The organism is Curtobacterium sp. MCBD17_028, from assembly GCF_003234875.1.
GTDB lineage: Bacteria > Actinomycetota > Actinomycetes > Actinomycetales > Microbacteriaceae > Curtobacterium.
Genome location: NZ_QKTQ01000002.1, coordinates 148,106 through 166,837, shown reverse-complemented (window position 1 = coordinate 166,837; position 18,732 = coordinate 148,106). Strand labels below are relative to the sequence as shown.

Below are 18,732 nucleotides of genomic sequence, written 5' to 3'. Positions count from 1 at the left end.
CGTCATCCGACGAGGAAGGGGCCGGGTCCGGTGAACCGGACCCGGCCCTCCTGGCTCAGGACGCCGCGATGGTCTCCTTCGCGGCGGCGACCACGGCCTCTGCCGTGAGACCGAACTCCTTGTAGAGCGTCTGGTAGTCAGCCGAGGCGCCGAAGTGCTCGATCGACACGCTGCGGCCCTTGTCGCCGACGATGTCGCGCCAGCTCATCGCGATGCCCGCCTCGACCGAGACGCGCGCGGTGATCGCCGACGGGAGCACGCTCTCGCGGTACTCCTCCGGCTGGGCCATGAACCACTCGAGGCTCGGGGCGGACACGACGCGCGCGTTCACGCCCTCGGTCTTGAGCTGCTCGCGAGCCGCGACCGCGATCTGGACCTCGGAGCCGGTCGCGATGAGGATCACGTCCGGCGTCCCGTTCGGCGCCTCGGCGAGCACGTACGCGCCCTTGGCGACGTTCTTCGCCGAGGCGAAGGTGTCGCCGGTGGCGTCGCCGTCACCGCGCTCGAAGACCGGGAGGTTCTGTCGGCTCAGCGCGATGCCAGCCGGGCCCTCGCGACGCGACAGCATCGCGAGCCAGGCGTACGCGACCTCGTTGGCGTCGGCCGGTCGCACGACGTCGAGCCCCGGGATCGCGCGGAGCGCGGTGAGCTGCTCGATCGGCTGGTGGGTCGGGCCGTCCTCACCGAGGGCCACGGAGTCATGCGTCCACACGTAGATGGCCGGGGCCTTCATGAGGGCTGCGAGGCGGACCGCCGGGCGCATGTAGTCGCTGAAGATGAGGAAGGTGCCGCCGAAGGGGCGGGTGTTCCCGTGCAGCACGATGCCGGAGAGGATCGAGCCCATGGCGTGCTCGCGGATGCCGAAGTGCAGGACACGACCGTACGGGTCGCCCTTCCACATCTTGGTCGAGAACTTCGTCGGGACGAACGACTTGGCTTCCTCGATCGTGGTGTTGTTCGACTCGGCGAGGTCGGCCGAGCCACCCCAGAACTCGGGCATGAGCGGGGCGATCGCGTTGATCACCTTGCCGGAGGCCGCACGCGTCGAGACGTCCTTGCCCGGCTCGAACACCGGGAGCGCCTGCTCGAGGCCCTCGGGCAGCTCCTGCGCCTGGACCCGGTCGAACAGCGCCTTCTTCTCGGCGTTCGCCGCGGCCCAGGCGTCGAACGCCTGCTGCCACTCGGCGTGCTCGGCCTGGCCACGCTCGACCGCGCCGCGGGTGTGCTCGAGCACCTCGGGAGCGACGTCGAACGTCTTCTCCGGATCGAATCCGAGGACCTCCTTGAGGCCCGCGAGCTCGTCCGCGCCGAGGGCCGAACCGTGGATCTTGCCCGTGTTCTGCTTCTTCGGCGAGGGCCATCCGATGATCGTCTTGAGGACGATGAGCGACGGCTTGACGGTCTCGGCCTTGGCGGCCTCGACGGCGGCGTACAGCGCCTCGACGTCCTCGGAGTACTCGCCGGTCTTCTTCCAGTCGACGTGCTGGACGTGCCAACCGAGCGCCTCGTACCGTGCCGCGACGTCCTCCGTGAAGGCGATGTCGGTGTCGTCCTCGATCGAGATCTGGTTGGAGTCGTAGAAGACGATGAGGTTGCCGAGCTCCTGGTGGCCGGCGAGCGAGGCGGCCTCGTTCGTCACGCCCTCCTGGTTGTCGCCGTCACCGCTGACGACGTAGGTGAAGTGGTCGAACGGGCTCTGACCGGGCGCGGTGTCGGGGTCGAACAGGCCCCGCTCGAAGCGCTGCGCGTAGGCGAAGCCGACCGCCGAGGCGAGACCCTGGCCGAGGGGACCGGTGGTGATCTCGACGCCGTCGGTGTGGCCGTACTCCGGGTGACCCGGGGTCTTGGAGCCCCACTTGCGGAGGTGCTCGAGGTCCTCGAGCTCGAGGCCGTACCCACCGAGGTAGAACTGCACGTACTGGAGGATCGAGGCGTGTCCGGCCGACAGGATGAAGCGGTCGCGGCCGATCCAGGTGCTGTCACTCGGGTCGCGCCGCATCACCTTCTGGAAGAGCAGGTAGGCGAGCGGGGCGAGGCTCATCGCGGTGCCGGGGTGGCCGTTGCCCGCCTTCTCGACGGCGTCGGCGGCGAGCACGCGGGCCGTGTCGACGGCCTTCTTGTCGATGGAATCCCATGTGAATTCAGCCACTGGTGGATTGACCCTTCTTGATGCGACATGTGCGAGGGCTCGTGCTCCCGCACGGACATGACGCCCACCCGGGTCCCGTGGTCGTCGGGTGGTCCGGCGGCCCTGAGTGCGCTGGTGCGCACGACGTCGGGCACACTGCGGGCAGGCGTCTCCCAGCATAGTGAAGACGCACTCAGTCGGCGTTCAGCCGTGGGCGGAGCCGGTGCAACGCGAGCGTGCCCGCGGGGACCATCGCGAGCGTGCCCGCGGGGACCATCACGTAAAGTGGGAGGCGGCCCGGTCTCCGACGCGGGTGCCCACTCCCCGAGACAGAGGTTCCATGCCGACAGCCGTCGTGACCCGGCCCGAGATCGTCCAACCGACACTCGTCCGCAAACTGCGCGCCTACGTCGCCCTGACCAAGCCGCGCGTGATGGAGCTGTTGCTCGTCACCACCGCGCCGACGATGTTCCTGGCGGCTCGCGGTGTGCCGGACCTCTGGCTGGTCCTGTGGACGCTCATCGGGGGCGCGATGTCCGCCGGCGGCGCCTCGGCGTTCAACTGCTACATCGACCGCGACATCGACAGGGTCATGAAGCGCACGAGCGACCGTCCGCTCGTCACCGGTGCGGTCTCGGACCGCGAGGCCCTCGTCTTCTCGTGGGCGCTCTCGATCGCGTCGACGCTCGAGCTCGGGCTCCTGGTGAATTGGCTCGCGGCGGCGCTCAGCGTCGGGGCGATCCTGCTGTACGTCGTGTTCTACACGCTCTGGCTCAAGCGTCGGACGCCGCAGAACATCGTCTGGGGCGGCGTCGCGGGCTGCATGCCGGTGCTCATCGGCTGGGCAGCGGTGACGGACTCGCTCAGCTGGGCACCGGTCATCCTGTTCGGCGTCATCTTCCTCTGGACGCCGCCGCACTACTGGCCGCTCTCGATGAAGTACCGCGACGACTACGCCGCGGCGCGCGTGCCGATGCTCGCGGTCGTCCGCGGGCGCACGGTCGTCGGGCTGCAGGTCGTGCTCTACGCCTGGGCGACCGTCGTCTGTTCGGTGATGCTCGTGCCCGTGGCGCACATGGGCGTCCTGTACACGGTCGTCGCCCTCGCGGCCGGCGCGTGGTTCGTCGTCGAGTCCCACCAGCTGTACGGCCGGGCGATCCAGCACGTCGAGCAGGTGCACCCGATGCGCGTGTTCCGGAGTTCGATCATCTACCTGACGCTCCTGTTCCTGGCGGTGGGCATCGATCCGCTCCTGCAGAACGCCCTGACGCGGTAGCGGTCCGGATGCAGAACGCCCTGACGCGGTAGCGGTCCGGGCGACGCGGGGCGCGGTCGCGCCCGACGCCGCCGGTGCATCCGGGAGGACCGCCACCGGCTGGCAGCCCCCGTCCCGCCGCGCGTGGCGCAGCCGACGGGAGGCGCGGGACCGGCTGGCAGTGCGCCTCCAGTCCGGCGTGGCGGCCGGGAGGCGGGTCGTCCGCTGGCACCGCTCAGCTGCCAGCGGGCCTCCGGGCCGGGGCGCAGCGCAGCCGGTGCCCGCGCTCAGGACCGGACGGCGTCCCGGCCAGCGCTCGGGTGCGAGGACAGCGACACCGCGGTGGTGGCACCGACGAGCAACCCGGCCAGGACCATGTGGGTCCCGACGAGACCGACGGGGAGCGCGCTGCGGGCCTGCGTGATGCCGACGGCGATCTGCACGAACTCGACGACGAGCAGGAGCAGCACCCAGCGGCTCGAGATGCGGAGTCGCACCGCGGCGACGAGCAGGACCAGCGTCAACGCGAAGACCGCGAAGGCGGGGACCGCGTGGAGGTCCTCGATGACCGCCGGGTCGAAGCCCGTCCGGACGAGCTTGCCGCCCTGCACCGACTCGCCCGCGCCGGCGTGCGGCCCCGATCCCGTCGTGAGGATCCCGAGCAGGACCGTCACCGCGACGGCGCCCATGAGGGCCTCCACGACCGTCCGGTACCAGCGGGGGACGAGTGGGCCGGGGCGCCGCGGACCGTTGAGGGAGCGGTAGACGAGGCGGGCCGTGATGGACACGAGCGCGGTCGAGATGACGAAGTGCAGACCGACGACGTACGGGTTGAGGTTCGTCAGCACGCTGATGCCGCCGACCACGGCCTGGAGGGGAATGCTCGCGCCCTGGGCGAACGCGAGCCAGAAGAGCTCGGGCCGCGTGCGTCGGAGTCGCACGACTGCGAGGAACATGGCGATCGCGATCACGACGAGCACGAACGTCAGGAGCCGGTTGCCGAACTCGATGACCCCGTGGAGGCCCATCTCGGGTGTCGTGACGAAGGAGCCGCTCGTGCACTCGGGCCACGTCGGGCAGCCGAGTCCGGACGCGGTGAGGCGGACGAGCCCGCCCGTGCCGATGAGCACGACCTCGATCACGAACGACGCCCAGGCCAGGACGACGACCCGTGCGTCGACCGTGCGGGGGAGCCCCCACCACCGGGTCGGCGTGGATCGGTCGATCGGGGTCCCGACGCGTGTCACGGAGTGGGTGCCTTCCTGTTGTTCCGGGGGTCGAACCTGTAGACTCAGCGGGTTCGGCACGACGGCCCCGCGGGTCGGCCCGCAGGGGCCGAGCGGACGGGGACGGAGCAGTCAAGTGTATTCAGCGGAGCGCTGGAAGTTGACTCCGGGCTTCGAAACCGCCGCACATCGTCGCTGATGGCCGGAGCCGGTGCGACCATCGTCAGACGGCCGGTACCGCGGACGGCGTCCGAGGAATGGTGCCGGAGACCCAGGCGTTGTCGTCCAACGGACCGAACGGCCCGAAGAGAGATAGAGGGAGACCATGTCCGACGTGCTCATCGACCGTCCCGAGCTCGAAGGGCTCGGCCAGTACGAGTTCGGCTGGGCCGACCCCGACGCCGCTGGCGCCTCCGCCCGCCGTGGTCTCTCCGAAGAGGTGGTCACCGACATCTCCCGGCTCAAGTCCGAGCCCGAGTGGATGCTCAAGAACCGGCTCAAGGGCCTGCAGCTCTTCGGCCGCAAGCCGATGCCGACGTGGGGCGCGGACCTCACCGGGATCGACTTCGACAACATCAAGTACTTCGTGCGCTCGACCGAGAAGCAGGCGCAGTCGTGGGAGGACCTCCCCGAGGACATCCGCAACACGTACGAGCGCCTGGGCATCCCCGAGGCCGAGCGGCAGCGTCTCGTGGCGGGCGTCGCGGCTCAGTACGAGTCCGAGGTCGTCTACCACCAGATCCGCGAGGACCTCGAGGCCCAGGGCGTGATCTTCATGGACACGGACACGGCGCTCCGCGAACACCCCGAGTTCTTCGAGGAGTACTTCGGCACCGTGATCCCGGCCGGCGACAACAAGTTCGCGGCGCTGAACACCGCTGTCTGGTCGGGCGGTTCGTTCGTCTACGTCCCGAAGGGCGTCCACGTCGAGATCCCGCTGCAGGCCTACTTCCGGATCAACACCGAGAACATGGGCCAGTTCGAGCGGACCCTGATCATCGCGGACGAGGACTCGTACGTGCACTACATTGAGGGCTGCACGGCCCCGATCTACAAGTCGGACTCGTTGCACTCAGCGGTCGTCGAGATCATCGTCAAGAAGAACGCGCGCGTGCGCTACACGACGATCCAGAACTGGTCGAGCAACGTCTACAACCTCGTCACGAAGCGTGCGATCGCCCACGAGGGCGCGACGATGGAGTGGATCGACGGGAACATCGGCTCGAAGGTCACGATGAAGTACCCGTCGATCTACCTGGCCGGTGAACACGCCAAGGGCGAGACCCTCTCGGTCGCGTTTGCGGGTCCGGGTCAGCACCAGGACGCCGGCGCGAAGATGATCCACATGGCGCCGTACACCACGTCGTCGATCGTCTCGAAATCGATCGCCCGCGGTGGGGGCCGCGCGGGCTACCGCGGTGAGGTCCGGGTCGATCCGGACGCCCATCACGCCGCCAACACGGTCCGCTGCGACGCGCTGCTCGTGGACACGGTGTCGCGGTCGGACACGTACCCGGCGATCGACATCCGGGTGGACGACGTCCAGCTCGGTCACGAGGCCACGGTGTCGCGCGTCAGCGAGGAGCAGCTGTTCTACCTCATGTCGCGGGGCCTGCCCGAGGACGAGGCGATGGCGATGATCGTCCGTGGCTTCATCGAACCGATCGCCCGGGAGCTCCCGATGGAGTACGCGCTCGAACTCAACAAGCTCATCGAGATGAGCATGGAAGGATCCGTCGGCTAGATGTCCGCCACCAGCCCCCAGCCCCAGACCGACGTGCAGCCGCGCATCGACCAGCCGGTCGAGCCTGCGGGCGGGACCGAACAACACGGAGCGCGAGCCCACTCCGACGGCGGGTGGGACACGCGCGTCCCGGTGCAGACGCGGTCCGAGCGGTTCGCGTCGGCAGACGTCGACGCGTTCCCGGCGGTCACCGGTCGCGAGGTCAACTGGAAGTTCGCACCCCTCGCGAAGATCCGGCCCCTCCTCGACGGTGATCTCGACGGTGCGGCGTACCCCTTCCTCGCCCGCGAGTCGGGCGGGACACACATCGACTGGGTCCGGAGCGACGACGAGCGGGTCGGCAGCGCGGGTCTCCCGGAGGACCGGGCGTCCGCGGCGGCGTGGAGTGCACGCGACGCGGTGCTCGCGATCACGGTGCGCGGCGACGAGCCGGGGCACGTCACGATCACGCGGTCGGCGATGGGCCCGGAGCCCCGCGCGGCCCACACGGTGATCACCGCCGAGGCGAACAGCACGGGCATCGTCATCGTGAACAGCACGGGATCGGCGCTCCTCAGCGAGAACGTCGAGATCGTGGTCGAGGACGGCGCGCGGCTCACCGTCGTCGCCGTGCAGGACTGGGACGACGACGCCGTCCACGTCGGGACCCACTTCGCCCAGGTCGGGCGCGACGCCTTCCTCAAGCACGTGGTCGTCTCGCTCGGCGGGGACGTGGTCCGGATCAACCCGTCGACGCGCCTCGGTGCGCAGGGCGGCGACACCGAGATGTACGGCGTCTACTTCGCCGACGCCGGGCAGTACATCGAGCAGCAGGTGTACGTGAACCACGACGCCCCGAACACCCGGAGCCGCGTCAACTACAAGGGCGCGTTGCAGGGCGAGGGCGCGCACACCGTCTGGATCGGCGACGTGCTCATCGGGCGTCCCGCCGCGGGCACCGACAGCTACGAGCAGAACCGCAACCTCGTGCTCTCCGAGGGCACGCGGGCCGACAGCATCCCGAACCTCGAGATCGAGACCGGCGACATCCAGGGCGCCGGGCACGCGAGCGCCACGGGACGCTTCGACGACGAGCACCTGTTCTACCTGCAGTCCCGCGGGATCACCGAGGACGAGGCCCGCCGCCTCGTCGTGCTCGGGTTCCTCGTCGACGTCGTGCAGAAGATCGGGGACCCCGACCTCGAGGAACGCCTCGTCCGCGCCATCGAGCAGGAGCTCGCCGGCGGCCGCACGGAGCACGGGGACCTCGCCTGATGGCCACGAAGGTCTGCTCCGAGTCGGAGATCGCGGTCGACAGCCCGATGCGAGTCGTCGTCGACGGCGCTCCCGTCGCCGTCGTCAAGGACTCGGCGGGCACCGTGCACGCCATCGGTGACACCTGCACGCACGGCGACATCTCGCTGTCCGAGGGCTTCGTCGAGGACGGCGCGCTCGAGTGCTGGGCCCATGGCTCGAAGTTCGAGCTCACCAGCGGCAAGCCCCTCAACTTCCCGGCGTACGAACCGGTGCCCGTCTACCGGGTCTCGATCATCGACGGCGACGTGTACGTCGACACGTCCGACGTCCGCGCCGACAACTGACCACCGAAGGAACACGCATGTCCACTCTCGAAATCCGCGGTCTCCAGGTCTCGATCGACACCGATCAGGGCAAGAAGGAGATCCTCAAGGGCGTCGACCTCACCATCAACGAGGGCGAGATCCACGCGATCATGGGTCCGAACGGATCCGGCAAGTCGACGCTCGCCTACACGATCGCCGGCCACCCCCGCTACAACGTCGACGGAGGCTCGATCCTCCTCGACGGGCAGGAGGTCCTCGAGATGAGCGTGGACGAGCGTGCTCGCGCCGGGCTGTTCCTCGCCATGCAGTACCCCGTCGAGATCCCCGGTGTCACGGTGTCGAACTTCCTGCGCACCGCGAAGACGGCGATCGACGGTGAGGCTCCGGCGCTCCGCGGCTGGGTGTCCGACCTCCGTCGCTCCATGGCGGACCTCAAGATGGACAGCGCCTTCGCCGAGCGCAACGTGAACGAGGGCTTCTCGGGCGGCGAGAAGAAGCGCCACGAGATCATGCAGCTCGAGCTCCTCAAGCCGAAGTTCGCCGTGCTCGACGAGACGGACTCCGGCCTCGACGTCGACGCGCTGAAGATCGTCTCGGAGGGCGTCAACCGCGCGAAGGCCGCGACCGACATGGGCGTCCTGCTCATCACGCACTACACGCGCATCCTCCGGTACATCAAGCCCGACTTCGTGCACGTGTTCGTCGCGGGCAGGGTGGCGGAACAGGGCGGGCCGGAGCTCGCTGAGCGCCTCGAGAACGAGGGCTACGACCGCTACGTCGCCGCCGCCGCGAGGGCCTGATGATCACCACACTGTCACCACAGAAGTTCGACGAGGTCGCCGAGGCGCTCAAGGAGGTCTCGGACCCGGAGCTCGGCGTCAACGTCGTCGACCTCGGTCTGGTCTACGACCTCGCGTGGGACGACGACGCGAACGCCCTCATCATCAGCATGACGCTCACGAGCGCCGGGTGCCCGCTCACCGACGTCATCGAGAACGACACCGCGAACGCGCTCGACGGCATCGTCGACGCCTTCCGCATCAACTGGGTCTGGATGCCGCCGTGGGGGCCGGAGCGCATCACCGACGACGGTCGCGAGATGATGCGTGCGCTCGGCTTCGCCATCTGACGCCAGCCGACATACGAACGGACGGGAGGCCCGGTACCAGCTGGTACCGGGCCTCCCGTCCGTCCGTGTCGGGCCGATCAGCGGGAGCGGCGGCCGATGGCGCGCCACGCCAGTGGGAGGACGCCGGCGGCGATGACCGCCTTGGCGATGCCACCGACGACGAACGGGGCGAGTCCGAGGCGGAACACGGTAGCGAGGTCGTGCGGCGCACCCAGCTGGCCGAGGACCACCGCCAGGTACGGCAGACCGGTCACGAAGGGGATGGCGCTCGCGAGCGTGAAGGCGATCACGCCGCGGACGAAGCGACGGTCCCAGTTCCGGCGCGCGAGCCACCCGATCGCGGCAGCGCTGGGGACGAAGCCGATGACGTACCCGAAGCTCGGCACCGCGAGCGCGTGCAGGCCACCGGTCATGTCGGCGAAGAACGGCGCTCCGGCGAGCCCGGCCACCATGTAGAGCAGCATCGAGATCGCACCGCGGCGGGCGCCGAGGGTCGCACCGACGAGCACCACGGCGAGCGTCTGCCCGGTGATGGGCACCGGCCACATCGGTACCTCGACCTGCGCCATGGCCGCGGTGAACAGCGCGCCGCCCGCGACGAGCGCCGCGTCGGTCGCGAGGCCGCGGGAGCGGATACGGTCCGCGAGCACGGGTCGGCTGGCGCCCGCGTGGACGCGGCCGGGAACGGCGTTCGTCATGGAGTCTCCTAGAATGGGTCGGTGGTCGCGGGCGCCGCTCGGAATCCGCCATGGCCTCCGGGCGTTCTCGTCCTTGGTCCGCTCCTGTGTCGGGAGCGCGGCGCCGGAGCCGGGTTCCCCTCGATCCTACGGGCCACCCCCGCCTGCACACCGTTGTGACCACCCCACCAACTGATTGGACGTCCGCTGTGCTTGCCGTGCACGATCTCGAGATCCGCGTCGGAGCGCGCCTCCTGATGGAGGGCGTGACCTTCCGCGTCGACAAGGGCGACAAGATCGGGTTGGTCGGGCGGAACGGTGCCGGCAAGACCACGATGACGAAGGCGCTGGCGGGCGAGACCATGCCGACCGGCGGCGAGATCACCCGCTCCGGCGAGATCGGGTACCTGCCGCAGGACCCGCGGTCCGGCAACCCCGAGGACACGGCGCGCAAGCGGATCCTCGACGCCCGTGGACTCGGGGAGATCGTCGAGGGACTGCGCGCCGCCTCGCTCGACATGGGGAGCAGCGACCCGGCCGTCGCCGAGAAGGCGATGGCCAAGTACGCGCGACTCGACGACCGCTTCACCGCGCTCGGTGGGTACGCGGCCGAAGCGGAGGCGGCGTCGATCGCGTCGAACCTGGCGCTGCCGGACCGGATCCTCGACCAGCAGCTGAAGACGCTGTCCGGCGGGCAGCGGCGGCGCATCGAACTGGCGCGGATCCTGTTCTCCGAGGCCGACACGATGATCCTCGACGAGCCGACGAACCACCTCGACGCGGACTCGGTCGTCTGGCTGCGGGAGTACCTCAAGACGTACGCGGGCGGTGTGATCGTCATCTCGCACGACGTCGAACTGGTGGACGAGGTCGTGAACCGCGTCTTCTACCTCGACGCGAACCGCCAGGTCATCGACATCTACAACATGGGCTGGAAGCACTACCAGCGCCAGCGCGTCGCGGACGAGGAACGGCGCCGCAAGGAACGCGCCAACGCCGAGAAGAAAGCGGGGGAGCTGCAGAAGCAGGCCGCCCGGTTCGGCGCCAAGGCGACGAAGGCGGCGGCCGCCCATCAGATGGTGGCGCGCGCCGAGAAGCTCCTGGCCGGGCTCGAGGACGTCCGCGAGCAGGACCGCGTGGCGAAGCTGCGGTTCCCCACGCCGGTCGCCTGCGGGCGCACGCCGCTGATGGCCGAAGGCCTCTCGAAGTCGTACGGGTCGCTCGAGATCTTCGCCGGGGTCGACCTCGCGATCGACCGGGGATCGCGGGTCGTCATCCTCGGCCTCAACGGTGCCGGCAAGACCACCCTGCTCCGCATCCTCGCGGGCGCCGACCGCCCGGACACGGGCGAGGTCCAGCCAGGCCACGGCCTCCGCATCGGCTACTACGCTCAGGAGCACGAGAACATCGACGTCAACCGGACCGTGATCGAGAACATGGTCTCGGCGTCCCCGGCGCTCACCGAGACCGAGGCCCGACGCGTGCTCGGTTCGTTCCTGTTCACCGGGGACGACGGCTACAAGCCGGCGGGCGTGCTCTCGGGCGGCGAGAAGACCCGTCTGTCGCTGGCGATGATCGTCGTGTCCGGGGCGAACGTGCTCCTGCTCGACGAGCCGACGAACAACCTGGACCCGGCATCGCGCGAGGAGATCCTCGGCGCACTGGCGGGGTACGAGGGCGCCGTCGTGCTCGTGAGCCACGACGCGGGTGCGGTCGAGGCCCTCAGTCCGGAGCGGGTGCTGTTGCTGCCCGACGGCGTCGAGGACCATTGGAACAAGGACTACGCGGAGCTCATCGAACTCGCCTGACCGGGGCCGCCGACGCTCGTCGTCCGGGGGCTGTCCGGCTCAGCCGACCCGGACGTCGTCGAGGAGGCCGTCCTCGATCTCCGCGTCCGTCTTCGGACGGGCTTCACGCCGCCGCTTGCGTTCGAGCGCGCGCTCGCGTTCCTCCGGGTCGTCCTGGTTGAGGTTCCGGTACTCCTGGACCATCAGGTAGGCGAGGAACCCGAAGCCGCCGGCGGCGAACATGAACCACTGGATGAAGTACGACAGGTGGAGGCCGGTGTCGGCCGACGGGCGATCCCAACCAAGGGGCCGGGCCTGTGCGGGCGCCGGATCCTCGCTCTTGAGCTGACCGTACGCGCCGGTCCAGATCGGCTGGGCGACGCGGCCCGCGACGTCCGACAGGGTGACCGACTGGATCTCGTCGGTGTGGGCCGGGTCGGTCCGACCGGGGATGTGCGGCTCGGTCTGCTGGAGGCGCACCACGACGTCGACGGTGCCCCTCGGCGGTGTGGGCACGGAGTCGGGGTAGTCGTGGTCGTTGCCCGTCGGGACCCATCCGCGGTCGACGATGAACGCGCGCCCCGACGACGTCACCAGCGGCGTCAGGACCTCGAACCCGGGCTGACCGTTGTGGACGCGGTTGCGCACGAGGAGCTGCTCCGCCACGTCGTAGTGCCCGGTCACGCGGACCTGGAGCCACGTCTGGTCGTCGTCGAACGCGGACCGTGTCGGGAGTGCGCGGTCGACGGGCACGGGGGTGTGGTCGTAGTTCTCGGCGATCTGGTCGTTCTCGCGGACCGCCTCGTTGCGGCGGTCCCACTGCCACATGCCGAAGAACGCGCAGAGGATCGCGAAGCCGACCGCGATCGCGAAGTACCCGACCCAACGGCGGCCGATCACGAAGCCCCAACCGACGAAGGGTTCGTCCGGGTCCCGGTCGGTCTCGTGCTCGTCGGCGGTGCCGAGCCGGGCCGCGTGGGCCTCGCGTTCGGCCCGGCGGAGGCGCTCCGCACCCCGGCGCCCGTAGCGGGCCGTCGGGTCGAAGTCCCGGAGGCCGGCCGTCGGCTCGTCGTCGGTGCGGTCGTGGTCCGTCCGGGGGTCGTGCAGCGTCATCCGAGGGAGCCGCCCTCGGCACCTCCGGAGGTCAGGGAGTCCGCGACGTCCTCAAGCCGCTCGACGTCCTCGTCGATGCCGGTCACGGTCACCGGGAAGGCCCGGGACCGCAGGTAGTCCGCGAGGAAGGCACAGTGGTCGTCACACGCCGCCCAGATCTTGACGCGGTCGACCGCATGGATCCTCGGGTTGCGCCAGTTGACCCGCCAGGACGCCCTGTTCGAGCATCCGGCCCGCGAGCACACCGGCGCTCCTGGATCGGTGTGGAGGTCGAAGGTCGCCATCAGCGCCGGCTCCGTCCGCCGCTCGCCGCGGCCCGTTCGCGCTCCGCACGCTCCTGCTCGGCGTGTGCCCACGCGGCTCGGGCGCGCTGGTCTTCGCGGTAGCGTTCCTCGCGCTCCTGCTCGATGCGTTCGCGGTCGTCGTCGGGCAGCACGCGGACGAGTTCGCCGCCCGGTCGGACGAGGTCGTCGGCGCGGCGGTTCCCCGCGTTGGCGACGACCACGGCCACCCACGGGATGACGCCGGCGAGCACGAGCGGGAGGATGCTCCAGACGTCGTGGAGGCAGACCGCCACGACGAAGCACACCACGCGCACGGACATCGTGAACACGTACCGCCTGAGGCGACCGCGCCGGTCATCGGCGGGCGATGCCGGCAGCGAGGTGATGCTGTTCGTCTTCATGCGATGGTCTCTCCGCTTCCCCGGCTCAAGCCTAAGCCTCACCACCGACGGTAGGCTCGCATGGTCCGTTCGGCGCACCGCGGTGATCCGACGGGCGCCCCGTACCGCCCCCGTTCAGCACCAGGAGCACTCATGACCACGCCCCGTACCGTCCTCGTCACCGGGGGGAACCGCGGGATCGGCCACGCCATCGCCCAGGAGTTCGTCGCCGCCGGGCACCGGGTCGCGGTGACGTCGCGCAGCGGCGACGGCGGCCCCGAAGGCGCACTCACCGTCGCCGCGGACGTCACGGACGCCGCGAGCGTCGACGCCGCGTTCACTGCCGTCGAGGCAGCGCTCGGACCGGTCGAGGTGCTCGTGTCGAACGCCGGCATCACGCACGACACCCTGCTGCTCCGGATGAGCGAAGAGGACTTCACCTCGGTCGTGGACACGAACCTGACCGGAGCGTTCCGCGTCGTGAAGCGCGCCTCCAAGAACATGCTGCGTGCCCGGTTCGGCCGGGTGATCCTGATCTCCAGCGTCGTCGGGACGCTCGGTTCCGCCGGACAGGTCAACTACGCGTCGTCGAAGTCCGGGCTCATCGGGTTCGCGCGGTCGCTCACGCGTGAGCTCGGGGGCCGCGGCCTCACGGCGAACGTCATCGCGCCCGGGTTCATCGAGACCGAGATGACCGCGGCGCTGCCCGAGGACGTCCAGGCGCAGTACAAGAAGCAGATCCCCGCCGGTCGGTACGGGAGCGTGCACGACATCGCCGCGACCACCCTGTTCCTCGCCGGCGACGACGCGGGGTACATCTCCGGGGCGGTCATCCCGGTGGACGGCGGCGTCGGGATGGGCGACTGAGCCCATCCCGGACGCGGCTCCTGCCGGTACCGGTCGGTCAGGAGGCCCGGACGGGCACCCCGAGGCACGCCAGGACGGGTGTGAGGTCCCGCCGGTCGACGACGACGTCCGCGGCGTCGCGGACGCCCGGCCGCGCGACGAAGGCGACGGCGAGCGCGGCCTCGCGCATCATGGACAGGTCGTTGGCGCCGTCGCCGACCGCCACGGTGTGCCGCCGCGCGTCCACGCCGTCCGCGGCCGCCCAGGCCCGGAGCGCGTCGGCCTTCGCGGCCGCGTCGACCACGTCCCCGAGGACCCGGCCGGTGAGCACGCCGCCGGACGCCTCGAGTCGGTTGGCGCGACAGTGGTCGAGCCCGAGTGCCGCCGCGATCGGGCCCAGCACCTCGTGGAAGCCGCCGGACACGACGCCGACGCTGCCGCCGGCGGCGTGGACGCCCTCGACCAGTTCGACGGCGCCGGTCGTGACCCGGACGGCGCGACGGACGTCCTCCAGAACGCTCACGGGCAACCCCGCGAGTGTCGCGACGCGGTCGCGGAGGCTGTCGGCGAAGTCGATCTCACCGCGCATCGCCCGCTCGGTGACGGCGGCGACGCGATCACGCGCTCCTGCGGCGTCGGCGAGCAGCTCGATCACCTCGTCCTCGAGCAGTGTGGAATCGGCATCGAGGACGACGAGGAAACGCGGCACGCGCCAAGGCTAGTGGCGGTCGCGGGCGCGAGACGGCGGATGACGCGGACCGGGCCTCGCGGCCTCAGGCCTCGACCCGCACCCCCTTGCCGACCACGGTGATTCCGGAGTCCGTGACCGTGAACCCGCGGGCGAGATCCGCGCCGCGATCCACCCCGACCTGAGCGCCGGCCTCGATCACGACGTCCTTGTCGAGGATCGCGCGGCGCACGACCGCGTCCGGGCCGACCATCGCCCGATCGAACACCACGGAGTCGACGACCTGGGCGCCGGACTCGATGGTGCACCACGGCCCGATCACGCTGCGCTCCACCTGTGCCCCGGACAGCAGGCACCCGAGCGAGACGATCGAGTCGACCGCCGTACCGCTGACGCCCTTGGCGTCACGGACGAACTTGGCGGGCGGCGAGTTGATCTGCTGGTTGAAGATCGGCCAGTCGACGTTGTAGAGGTTGAAGACCGGGAGTGCTGCGATGAGGTCCTGGTGCGCCTCGAAGAACGAGTCGATCGTCCCCACGTCGCGCCAGTAGTACTTGTCGCGCTCGGTGGCACCCGGGACGTCGTTGCGGTTGAGGTCGTAGACGCCGGCGTCGCCCCGGGTCACGAAGTCCGGCACGATGTCACCGCCCATGTCGTGGTTCGAGGACTCGATCTGACCGTCGCGCAGGACCGCGTCGATGAGCGCGTCCGCGTCGAAGACGTAGTTGCCCATCGACGCGAGGACCTCACCGGGGGAGTCGGGGAGTCCCACCGCGTCCTTCGGCTTCTCCAGGAACGCGCCGATCTTCGTCGGGTCCTCGTCGTCGACCTGGATGACGCCGAACTGGTCGGCGAGCGCGATGGGCTGTCGGATCGCGGCGACGGTCGCGCTGCGGCCCGACGCGATGTGCGCCTCGACCATCTGGGAGAAGTCCATCCGGTACACGTGGTCCGCACCGACCACGACGACGATGTCGGGCCGTTCGTCCCGGAGGAGGTTGAGGCTCTGGAGGATCGCGTCGGCGGACCCGGCGAACCACCGCTTGCCGAGTCGCTGCTGCGCCGGGACCGACGCCACGTACGAGCCCAGCAGCCCCTCCATGCGCCAGGTCTGGGACACGTGGCGGTCGAGGCTGTGGGACTTGTACTGGGTCAGGACCACGATGCGCTGCAGTCCGGAGTTCACCAGGTTGCTCAACGCGAAGTCGATCAGACGGAAGTTGCCGCCGAACGGGACGGCGGGCTTGGCTCGGTCGGCGGTCAACGGCATGAGCCGCTTCCCTTCGCCCCCTGCGAGGACGATGCCGAAGATCTTCTTCGATGGCATGCCCCAAGAGTAGGCGTGCGACCGGGCCATTCGTTACGTTGGGGGACGTGCGAGTCGATCTGCTGACGAAGGAATTCCCCCCGGAGATCTACGGGGGTGCGGGCGTCCACGTCGCGGAACTGACGGCGGCGCTCCGATCCGGGACGGACACCGACGTGCGCGTCCGCGCGTTCGGAGCCGATCGGGACGCCGACGGCGTGACCTCCTACCGGGCCCCCGCGGGGTTCGAGCATGCGAACGGCGCCGTGACGACGCTCGCCACCGACCTGCAGATGGTGCCCGACATCGAGGGCTCGGACCTCGTGCACTCCCACACCTGGTACGCGAACGCCGCAGGACGTGTCGCGCAGCTCACCTACGACCTGCCGCACGTCGTGACGGCACACAGCCTCGAGCCGCTCCGCCCCTGGAAGGCCGAGCAGCTGGGCGGCGGGTACCGGCTGTCGAGCTGGATCGAGCGCGAGGCGTACACGAACGCCGACGCGGTCATCGCGGTGTCGAAGGGCATGCGCGCCGACATCGCCCGCTCCTACCCGTCGATCCCCGAGGACCGGTTGCACGTCGTGTACAACGGCATCGACATCGACGCCTGGCAGCGCGTGGTCGACCCGGAAGCGGTCCGCGCGCTCGGGATCGACCCCGATCGGCCCACCGTCGTCTTCGTGGGTCGAATCACCCGCCAGAAGGGTCTGCCGTACCTCCTCCGTGCGCTCGACGGGCTGCCGACGGACGTCCAGGTGGTCCTCTGCGCCGGAGCGCCGGACACCCCGGAGATCCTCGCCGAGGTGACGGGCCTGGTCGAGGACCTCCGGACCCGCCGCTCGGGCGTGGTGTGGATCGATCGGATGCTCTCCCACGACGAGATCGTCCGGGTGCTGTCGGCGGCGAGTGTGTTCGTGTGTCCGTCGGTGTACGAGCCGCTCGGGATCGTCAACCTCGAGGCCATGGCGTGCGGGCTGCCGGTCGTCGGCACGGCCACGGGCGGCATCCCCGAGGTCGTCGCCGACGGACTGACCGGGCGCATCGTGCCGATCGAGCAGGTGCAGGACGGGTCCGGGACGCCGGTCGACCCGGACCGCTTCGTGGCGGACCTCGGCGCGACGCTGCGCGAGGTGCTCGCCGACCCCGGGCTCGCCGCCCTCATGGGTCGGGCCGGGCGTCTGCGTGTCGAGGGCGAGTTCACCTGGTCCGCCATCGCGACCCAGACCCGTCGGGTCTACGACGCCGTCCTCGCCGGTCGCTGAGGACGCCGGCGGCGGCCGTCCACAGGACGTGTGCCGCGCCTCCTCCCCAACGGCCGACCGCGTAGGCTGAGGGCATGCCCTCGGTTGTGCGCTTGCAAGACGTGTCCGTCGTCCGGAACGGGGTCAGCATCCTCGACCAGGTGTCGTGGCAGGTCGACGAGGCGGACCGTTGGGTCGTCCTCGGCGCGAACGGCGCGGGGAAGACGACCCTGCTGCAGGTCGCCGGGGCGCAGTCGTTCCCGACCTCGGGCACGGTCGAGGTCCTCGGCACGGAGGTCGGTGGCGCCGACCTGTTCGAACTCCGTCCGCGCATCGGGTTCGCGTCCACCGCGCTCGCCCGGCGGATCCCGGTCACCGAGCAGGTGCTCGACGTCGTGCTCACGGCCGCCTACTCGGTCACCGGTCGGTGGAACGAGCAGTACGACGACATCGACGTCCGACGTGCCCATCGGGTCCTCGACGAGTGGGGCCTCGGCGGCTTCGCCGACCGGACCTTCGGTGAACTGAGCGACGGCGAGCAGAAGCGCGTCCAGATCGCCCGGTCCGTCATGACCGATCCCGAGGTCCTGTTCCTCGACGAGCCGGCGGCATCGCTCGACCTCGGGGCACGCGAGAGTCTGGTCCGGACGCTCGGGGGGTATGCCGAGAGCGCCGAAGCTCCTGCCATCGTGGTCGTCACCCACCATGTGGAGGAGATCCCGAAGGGCTTCACGCACGCGCTCGTGCTCGCCGAGGGGCGCGTGCACACCGCCGGACCGATCGCTGACGTCGTGACGAGCGAGGTGCTCTCGGACGCGTTCGGGATCGGCCTCGTCGTGACCGCGGACGCGGGTCGCTACACCGCCCGCGCCAGCTGAGGTGACGACCGAGCCGCCGATGCCGGACACGAGCGGTGCCTCCCGTCCGCGCTGACGGTCTGCTAAACTCGGTCGCTGGCGTACGCCACAGTTTTCCGCGCGCTCGCGCACTCCGAACCACCACATCCACGACGAGGAACACCATGAAGACCGACACGCACCCCGAGTACAACGCCATCGTCTTCCGCGACCTGGCCTCCGGTGAGACGTTCCTGACGCGCTCCACCGCGACCAGCGACAAGACCATCGAGCTCGACGGTGTCACCTACCCGGTGATCGACGTCGAGATCTCGAGCGCCTCGCACCCGTTCTACACGGGCAAGCAGCGCATCCTCGACTCGGCCGGTCGCGTCGAGAAGTTCAACCAGCGCTTCAAGGGCTTCGGCAAGTAAGTCCGAGCCCTCGGTCGCGGCGGCAACGCTGACGCGACCTCGTCGGGAACGGCGAGCGAGCAACGGGCGGTCCACCTCCGGGTGGCCGCCCGT

General features: G+C 70.1%; 19 protein-coding genes. 11 read left to right on the top strand and 8 right to left on the bottom strand.

Annotation, left to right across the window (positions count from 1 at the left end; genetic code table 11):
- Positions 1-55 precede the first annotated feature (55 nt).
- Complete coding sequence (gene tkt / locus DEI86_RS03140; protein WP_111048806.1) at positions 56-2,149, bottom strand: transketolase; 2,094 nt, start codon at positions 2,147-2,149, stop codon at positions 56-58.
- A gap of 319 nt (positions 2,150-2,468) precedes the next feature.
- On the opposite strand from tkt, the gene DEI86_RS03135 reads away from it, so the two are divergent.
- Positions 2,469-3,404 carry a heme o synthase gene (locus tag DEI86_RS03135; protein WP_111009111.1) on the top strand — a complete coding sequence of 312 codons (936 nt, stop codon included), beginning with the start codon at positions 2,469-2,471 and terminating at the stop codon, positions 3,402-3,404.
- 266 nt (positions 3,405-3,670) lie between these two features.
- Here DEI86_RS03135 and DEI86_RS03130 read toward each other — a convergent pair whose 3' ends face one another.
- A complete protein-coding gene (locus tag DEI86_RS03130; RefSeq protein ID WP_111048805.1) occupies positions 3,671-4,630 on the bottom strand; it encodes a heme A synthase in 960 nt (319 codons plus the stop codon).
- Positions 4,631-4,934: 304 nt separating this feature from the next.
- Here DEI86_RS03130 and sufB point away from each other — a divergent pair, with 304 nt between their 5' ends.
- The 5 genes from sufB to DEI86_RS03105 are packed head-to-tail and all read left to right on the top strand — an operon-like array spanning position 4,935 to position 9,044.
- Positions 4,935-6,353 carry a Fe-S cluster assembly protein SufB gene (sufB, locus tag DEI86_RS03125; RefSeq protein WP_111009109.1) on the top strand — a complete coding sequence of 473 codons (1,419 nt, stop codon included), beginning with the start codon at positions 4,935-4,937 and terminating at the stop codon, positions 6,351-6,353.
- Positions 6,354-7,607, top strand: coding sequence for a Fe-S cluster assembly protein SufD (gene sufD / locus DEI86_RS03120; protein WP_111025623.1), 1,254 nt, complete (start codon positions 6,354-6,356; stop codon positions 7,605-7,607). It abuts the gene before it with no gap.
- Positions 7,607-7,933, top strand: a complete 327-nt coding sequence (locus DEI86_RS03115) for a non-heme iron oxygenase ferredoxin subunit (RefSeq protein ID WP_111009107.1) — start codon at positions 7,607-7,609, stop codon at positions 7,931-7,933. Before sufD ends, DEI86_RS03115 begins: the two co-directional genes overlap by 1 nt.
- Before the next feature lie 17 nt (positions 7,934-7,950).
- Positions 7,951-8,715, top strand: a complete 765-nt coding sequence (gene sufC / locus DEI86_RS03110) for a Fe-S cluster assembly ATPase SufC (RefSeq protein WP_111009106.1) — start codon at positions 7,951-7,953, stop codon at positions 8,713-8,715.
- On the top strand, positions 8,715-9,044 hold the full coding sequence (locus tag DEI86_RS03105; protein WP_111009105.1) for a metal-sulfur cluster assembly factor: 330 nt from the start codon (positions 8,715-8,717) through the stop codon (positions 9,042-9,044). Before sufC ends, DEI86_RS03105 begins: the two co-directional genes overlap by 1 nt.
- A gap of 77 nt (positions 9,045-9,121) precedes the next feature.
- Here the strand turns inward: DEI86_RS03105 and DEI86_RS03100 are convergent, their stop codons facing one another.
- On the bottom strand, positions 9,122-9,742 hold the full coding sequence (locus tag DEI86_RS03100) for a biotin transporter BioY (RefSeq protein WP_111048804.1): 621 nt from the start codon (positions 9,740-9,742) through the stop codon (positions 9,122-9,124).
- A gap of 188 nt (positions 9,743-9,930) precedes the next feature.
- Between DEI86_RS03100 and DEI86_RS03095 the strand changes: the two genes are divergently transcribed.
- Complete coding sequence (locus tag DEI86_RS03095) at positions 9,931-11,529, top strand: ABC-F family ATP-binding cassette domain-containing protein (RefSeq protein ID WP_111013284.1); 1,599 nt, start codon at positions 9,931-9,933, stop codon at positions 11,527-11,529.
- 39 nt (positions 11,530-11,568) lie between these two features.
- Here DEI86_RS03095 and DEI86_RS03090 read toward each other — a convergent pair whose 3' ends face one another.
- The 3 genes from DEI86_RS03090 to DEI86_RS03080 are packed head-to-tail and all read right to left on the bottom strand — an operon-like array spanning position 11,569 to position 13,306.
- Entirely contained in the window at positions 11,569-12,621 is a 1,053-nt protein-coding gene (locus DEI86_RS03090) for an SURF1 family protein (protein ID WP_111048803.1), read from the bottom strand.
- Entirely contained in the window at positions 12,618-12,905 is a 288-nt protein-coding gene (locus tag DEI86_RS03085) for a hypothetical protein (RefSeq protein ID WP_111013286.1), read from the bottom strand. The genes DEI86_RS03090 and DEI86_RS03085 overlap by 4 nt, the downstream gene beginning before the upstream one ends.
- Positions 12,905-13,306, bottom strand: a complete 402-nt coding sequence (locus DEI86_RS03080; protein ID WP_111035886.1) for a DUF3099 domain-containing protein — start codon at positions 13,304-13,306, stop codon at positions 12,905-12,907. Before DEI86_RS03080 ends, DEI86_RS03085 begins: the two co-directional genes overlap by 1 nt.
- Positions 13,307-13,438: 132 nt before the next feature.
- Between DEI86_RS03080 and fabG the strand changes: the two genes are divergently transcribed.
- On the top strand, positions 13,439-14,152 hold the full coding sequence (gene fabG, locus DEI86_RS03075; RefSeq protein ID WP_111013288.1) for a 3-oxoacyl-ACP reductase FabG: 714 nt from the start codon (positions 13,439-13,441) through the stop codon (positions 14,150-14,152).
- A gap of 37 nt (positions 14,153-14,189) precedes the next feature.
- On the opposite strand, the gene serB is transcribed toward fabG, so the two are convergent.
- Both serB and DEI86_RS03065 read right to left on the bottom strand, forming a co-directional pair.
- Entirely contained in the window at positions 14,190-14,840 is a 651-nt protein-coding gene (serB, locus tag DEI86_RS03070) for a phosphoserine phosphatase SerB (protein WP_111013289.1), read from the bottom strand.
- A gap of 64 nt (positions 14,841-14,904) precedes the next feature.
- Entirely contained in the window at positions 14,905-16,146 is a 1,242-nt protein-coding gene (locus DEI86_RS03065) for a glucose-1-phosphate adenylyltransferase (RefSeq protein WP_111013290.1), read from the bottom strand.
- A gap of 47 nt (positions 16,147-16,193) precedes the next feature.
- Between DEI86_RS03065 and glgA the strand changes: the two genes are divergently transcribed.
- The 3 genes from glgA to DEI86_RS03050 all read left to right on the top strand — a co-directional run bounded on the left by glgA (position 16,194) and on the right by DEI86_RS03050 (position 18,639).
- Positions 16,194-17,390 (top strand): glycogen synthase, encoded by a 1,197-nt coding sequence (glgA, locus tag DEI86_RS03060; RefSeq protein ID WP_111048802.1) that lies wholly within the window; start codon positions 16,194-16,196, stop codon positions 17,388-17,390.
- Positions 17,391-17,464: 74 nt separating this feature from the next.
- A complete protein-coding gene (locus DEI86_RS03055) occupies positions 17,465-18,247 on the top strand; it encodes an ABC transporter ATP-binding protein (RefSeq protein WP_111009086.1) in 783 nt (260 codons plus the stop codon).
- 143 nt (positions 18,248-18,390) lie between these two features.
- Complete coding sequence (locus DEI86_RS03050; RefSeq protein WP_111009085.1) at positions 18,391-18,639, top strand: type B 50S ribosomal protein L31; 249 nt, start codon at positions 18,391-18,393, stop codon at positions 18,637-18,639.
- Positions 18,640-18,732: the final 93 nt, after the last annotated feature.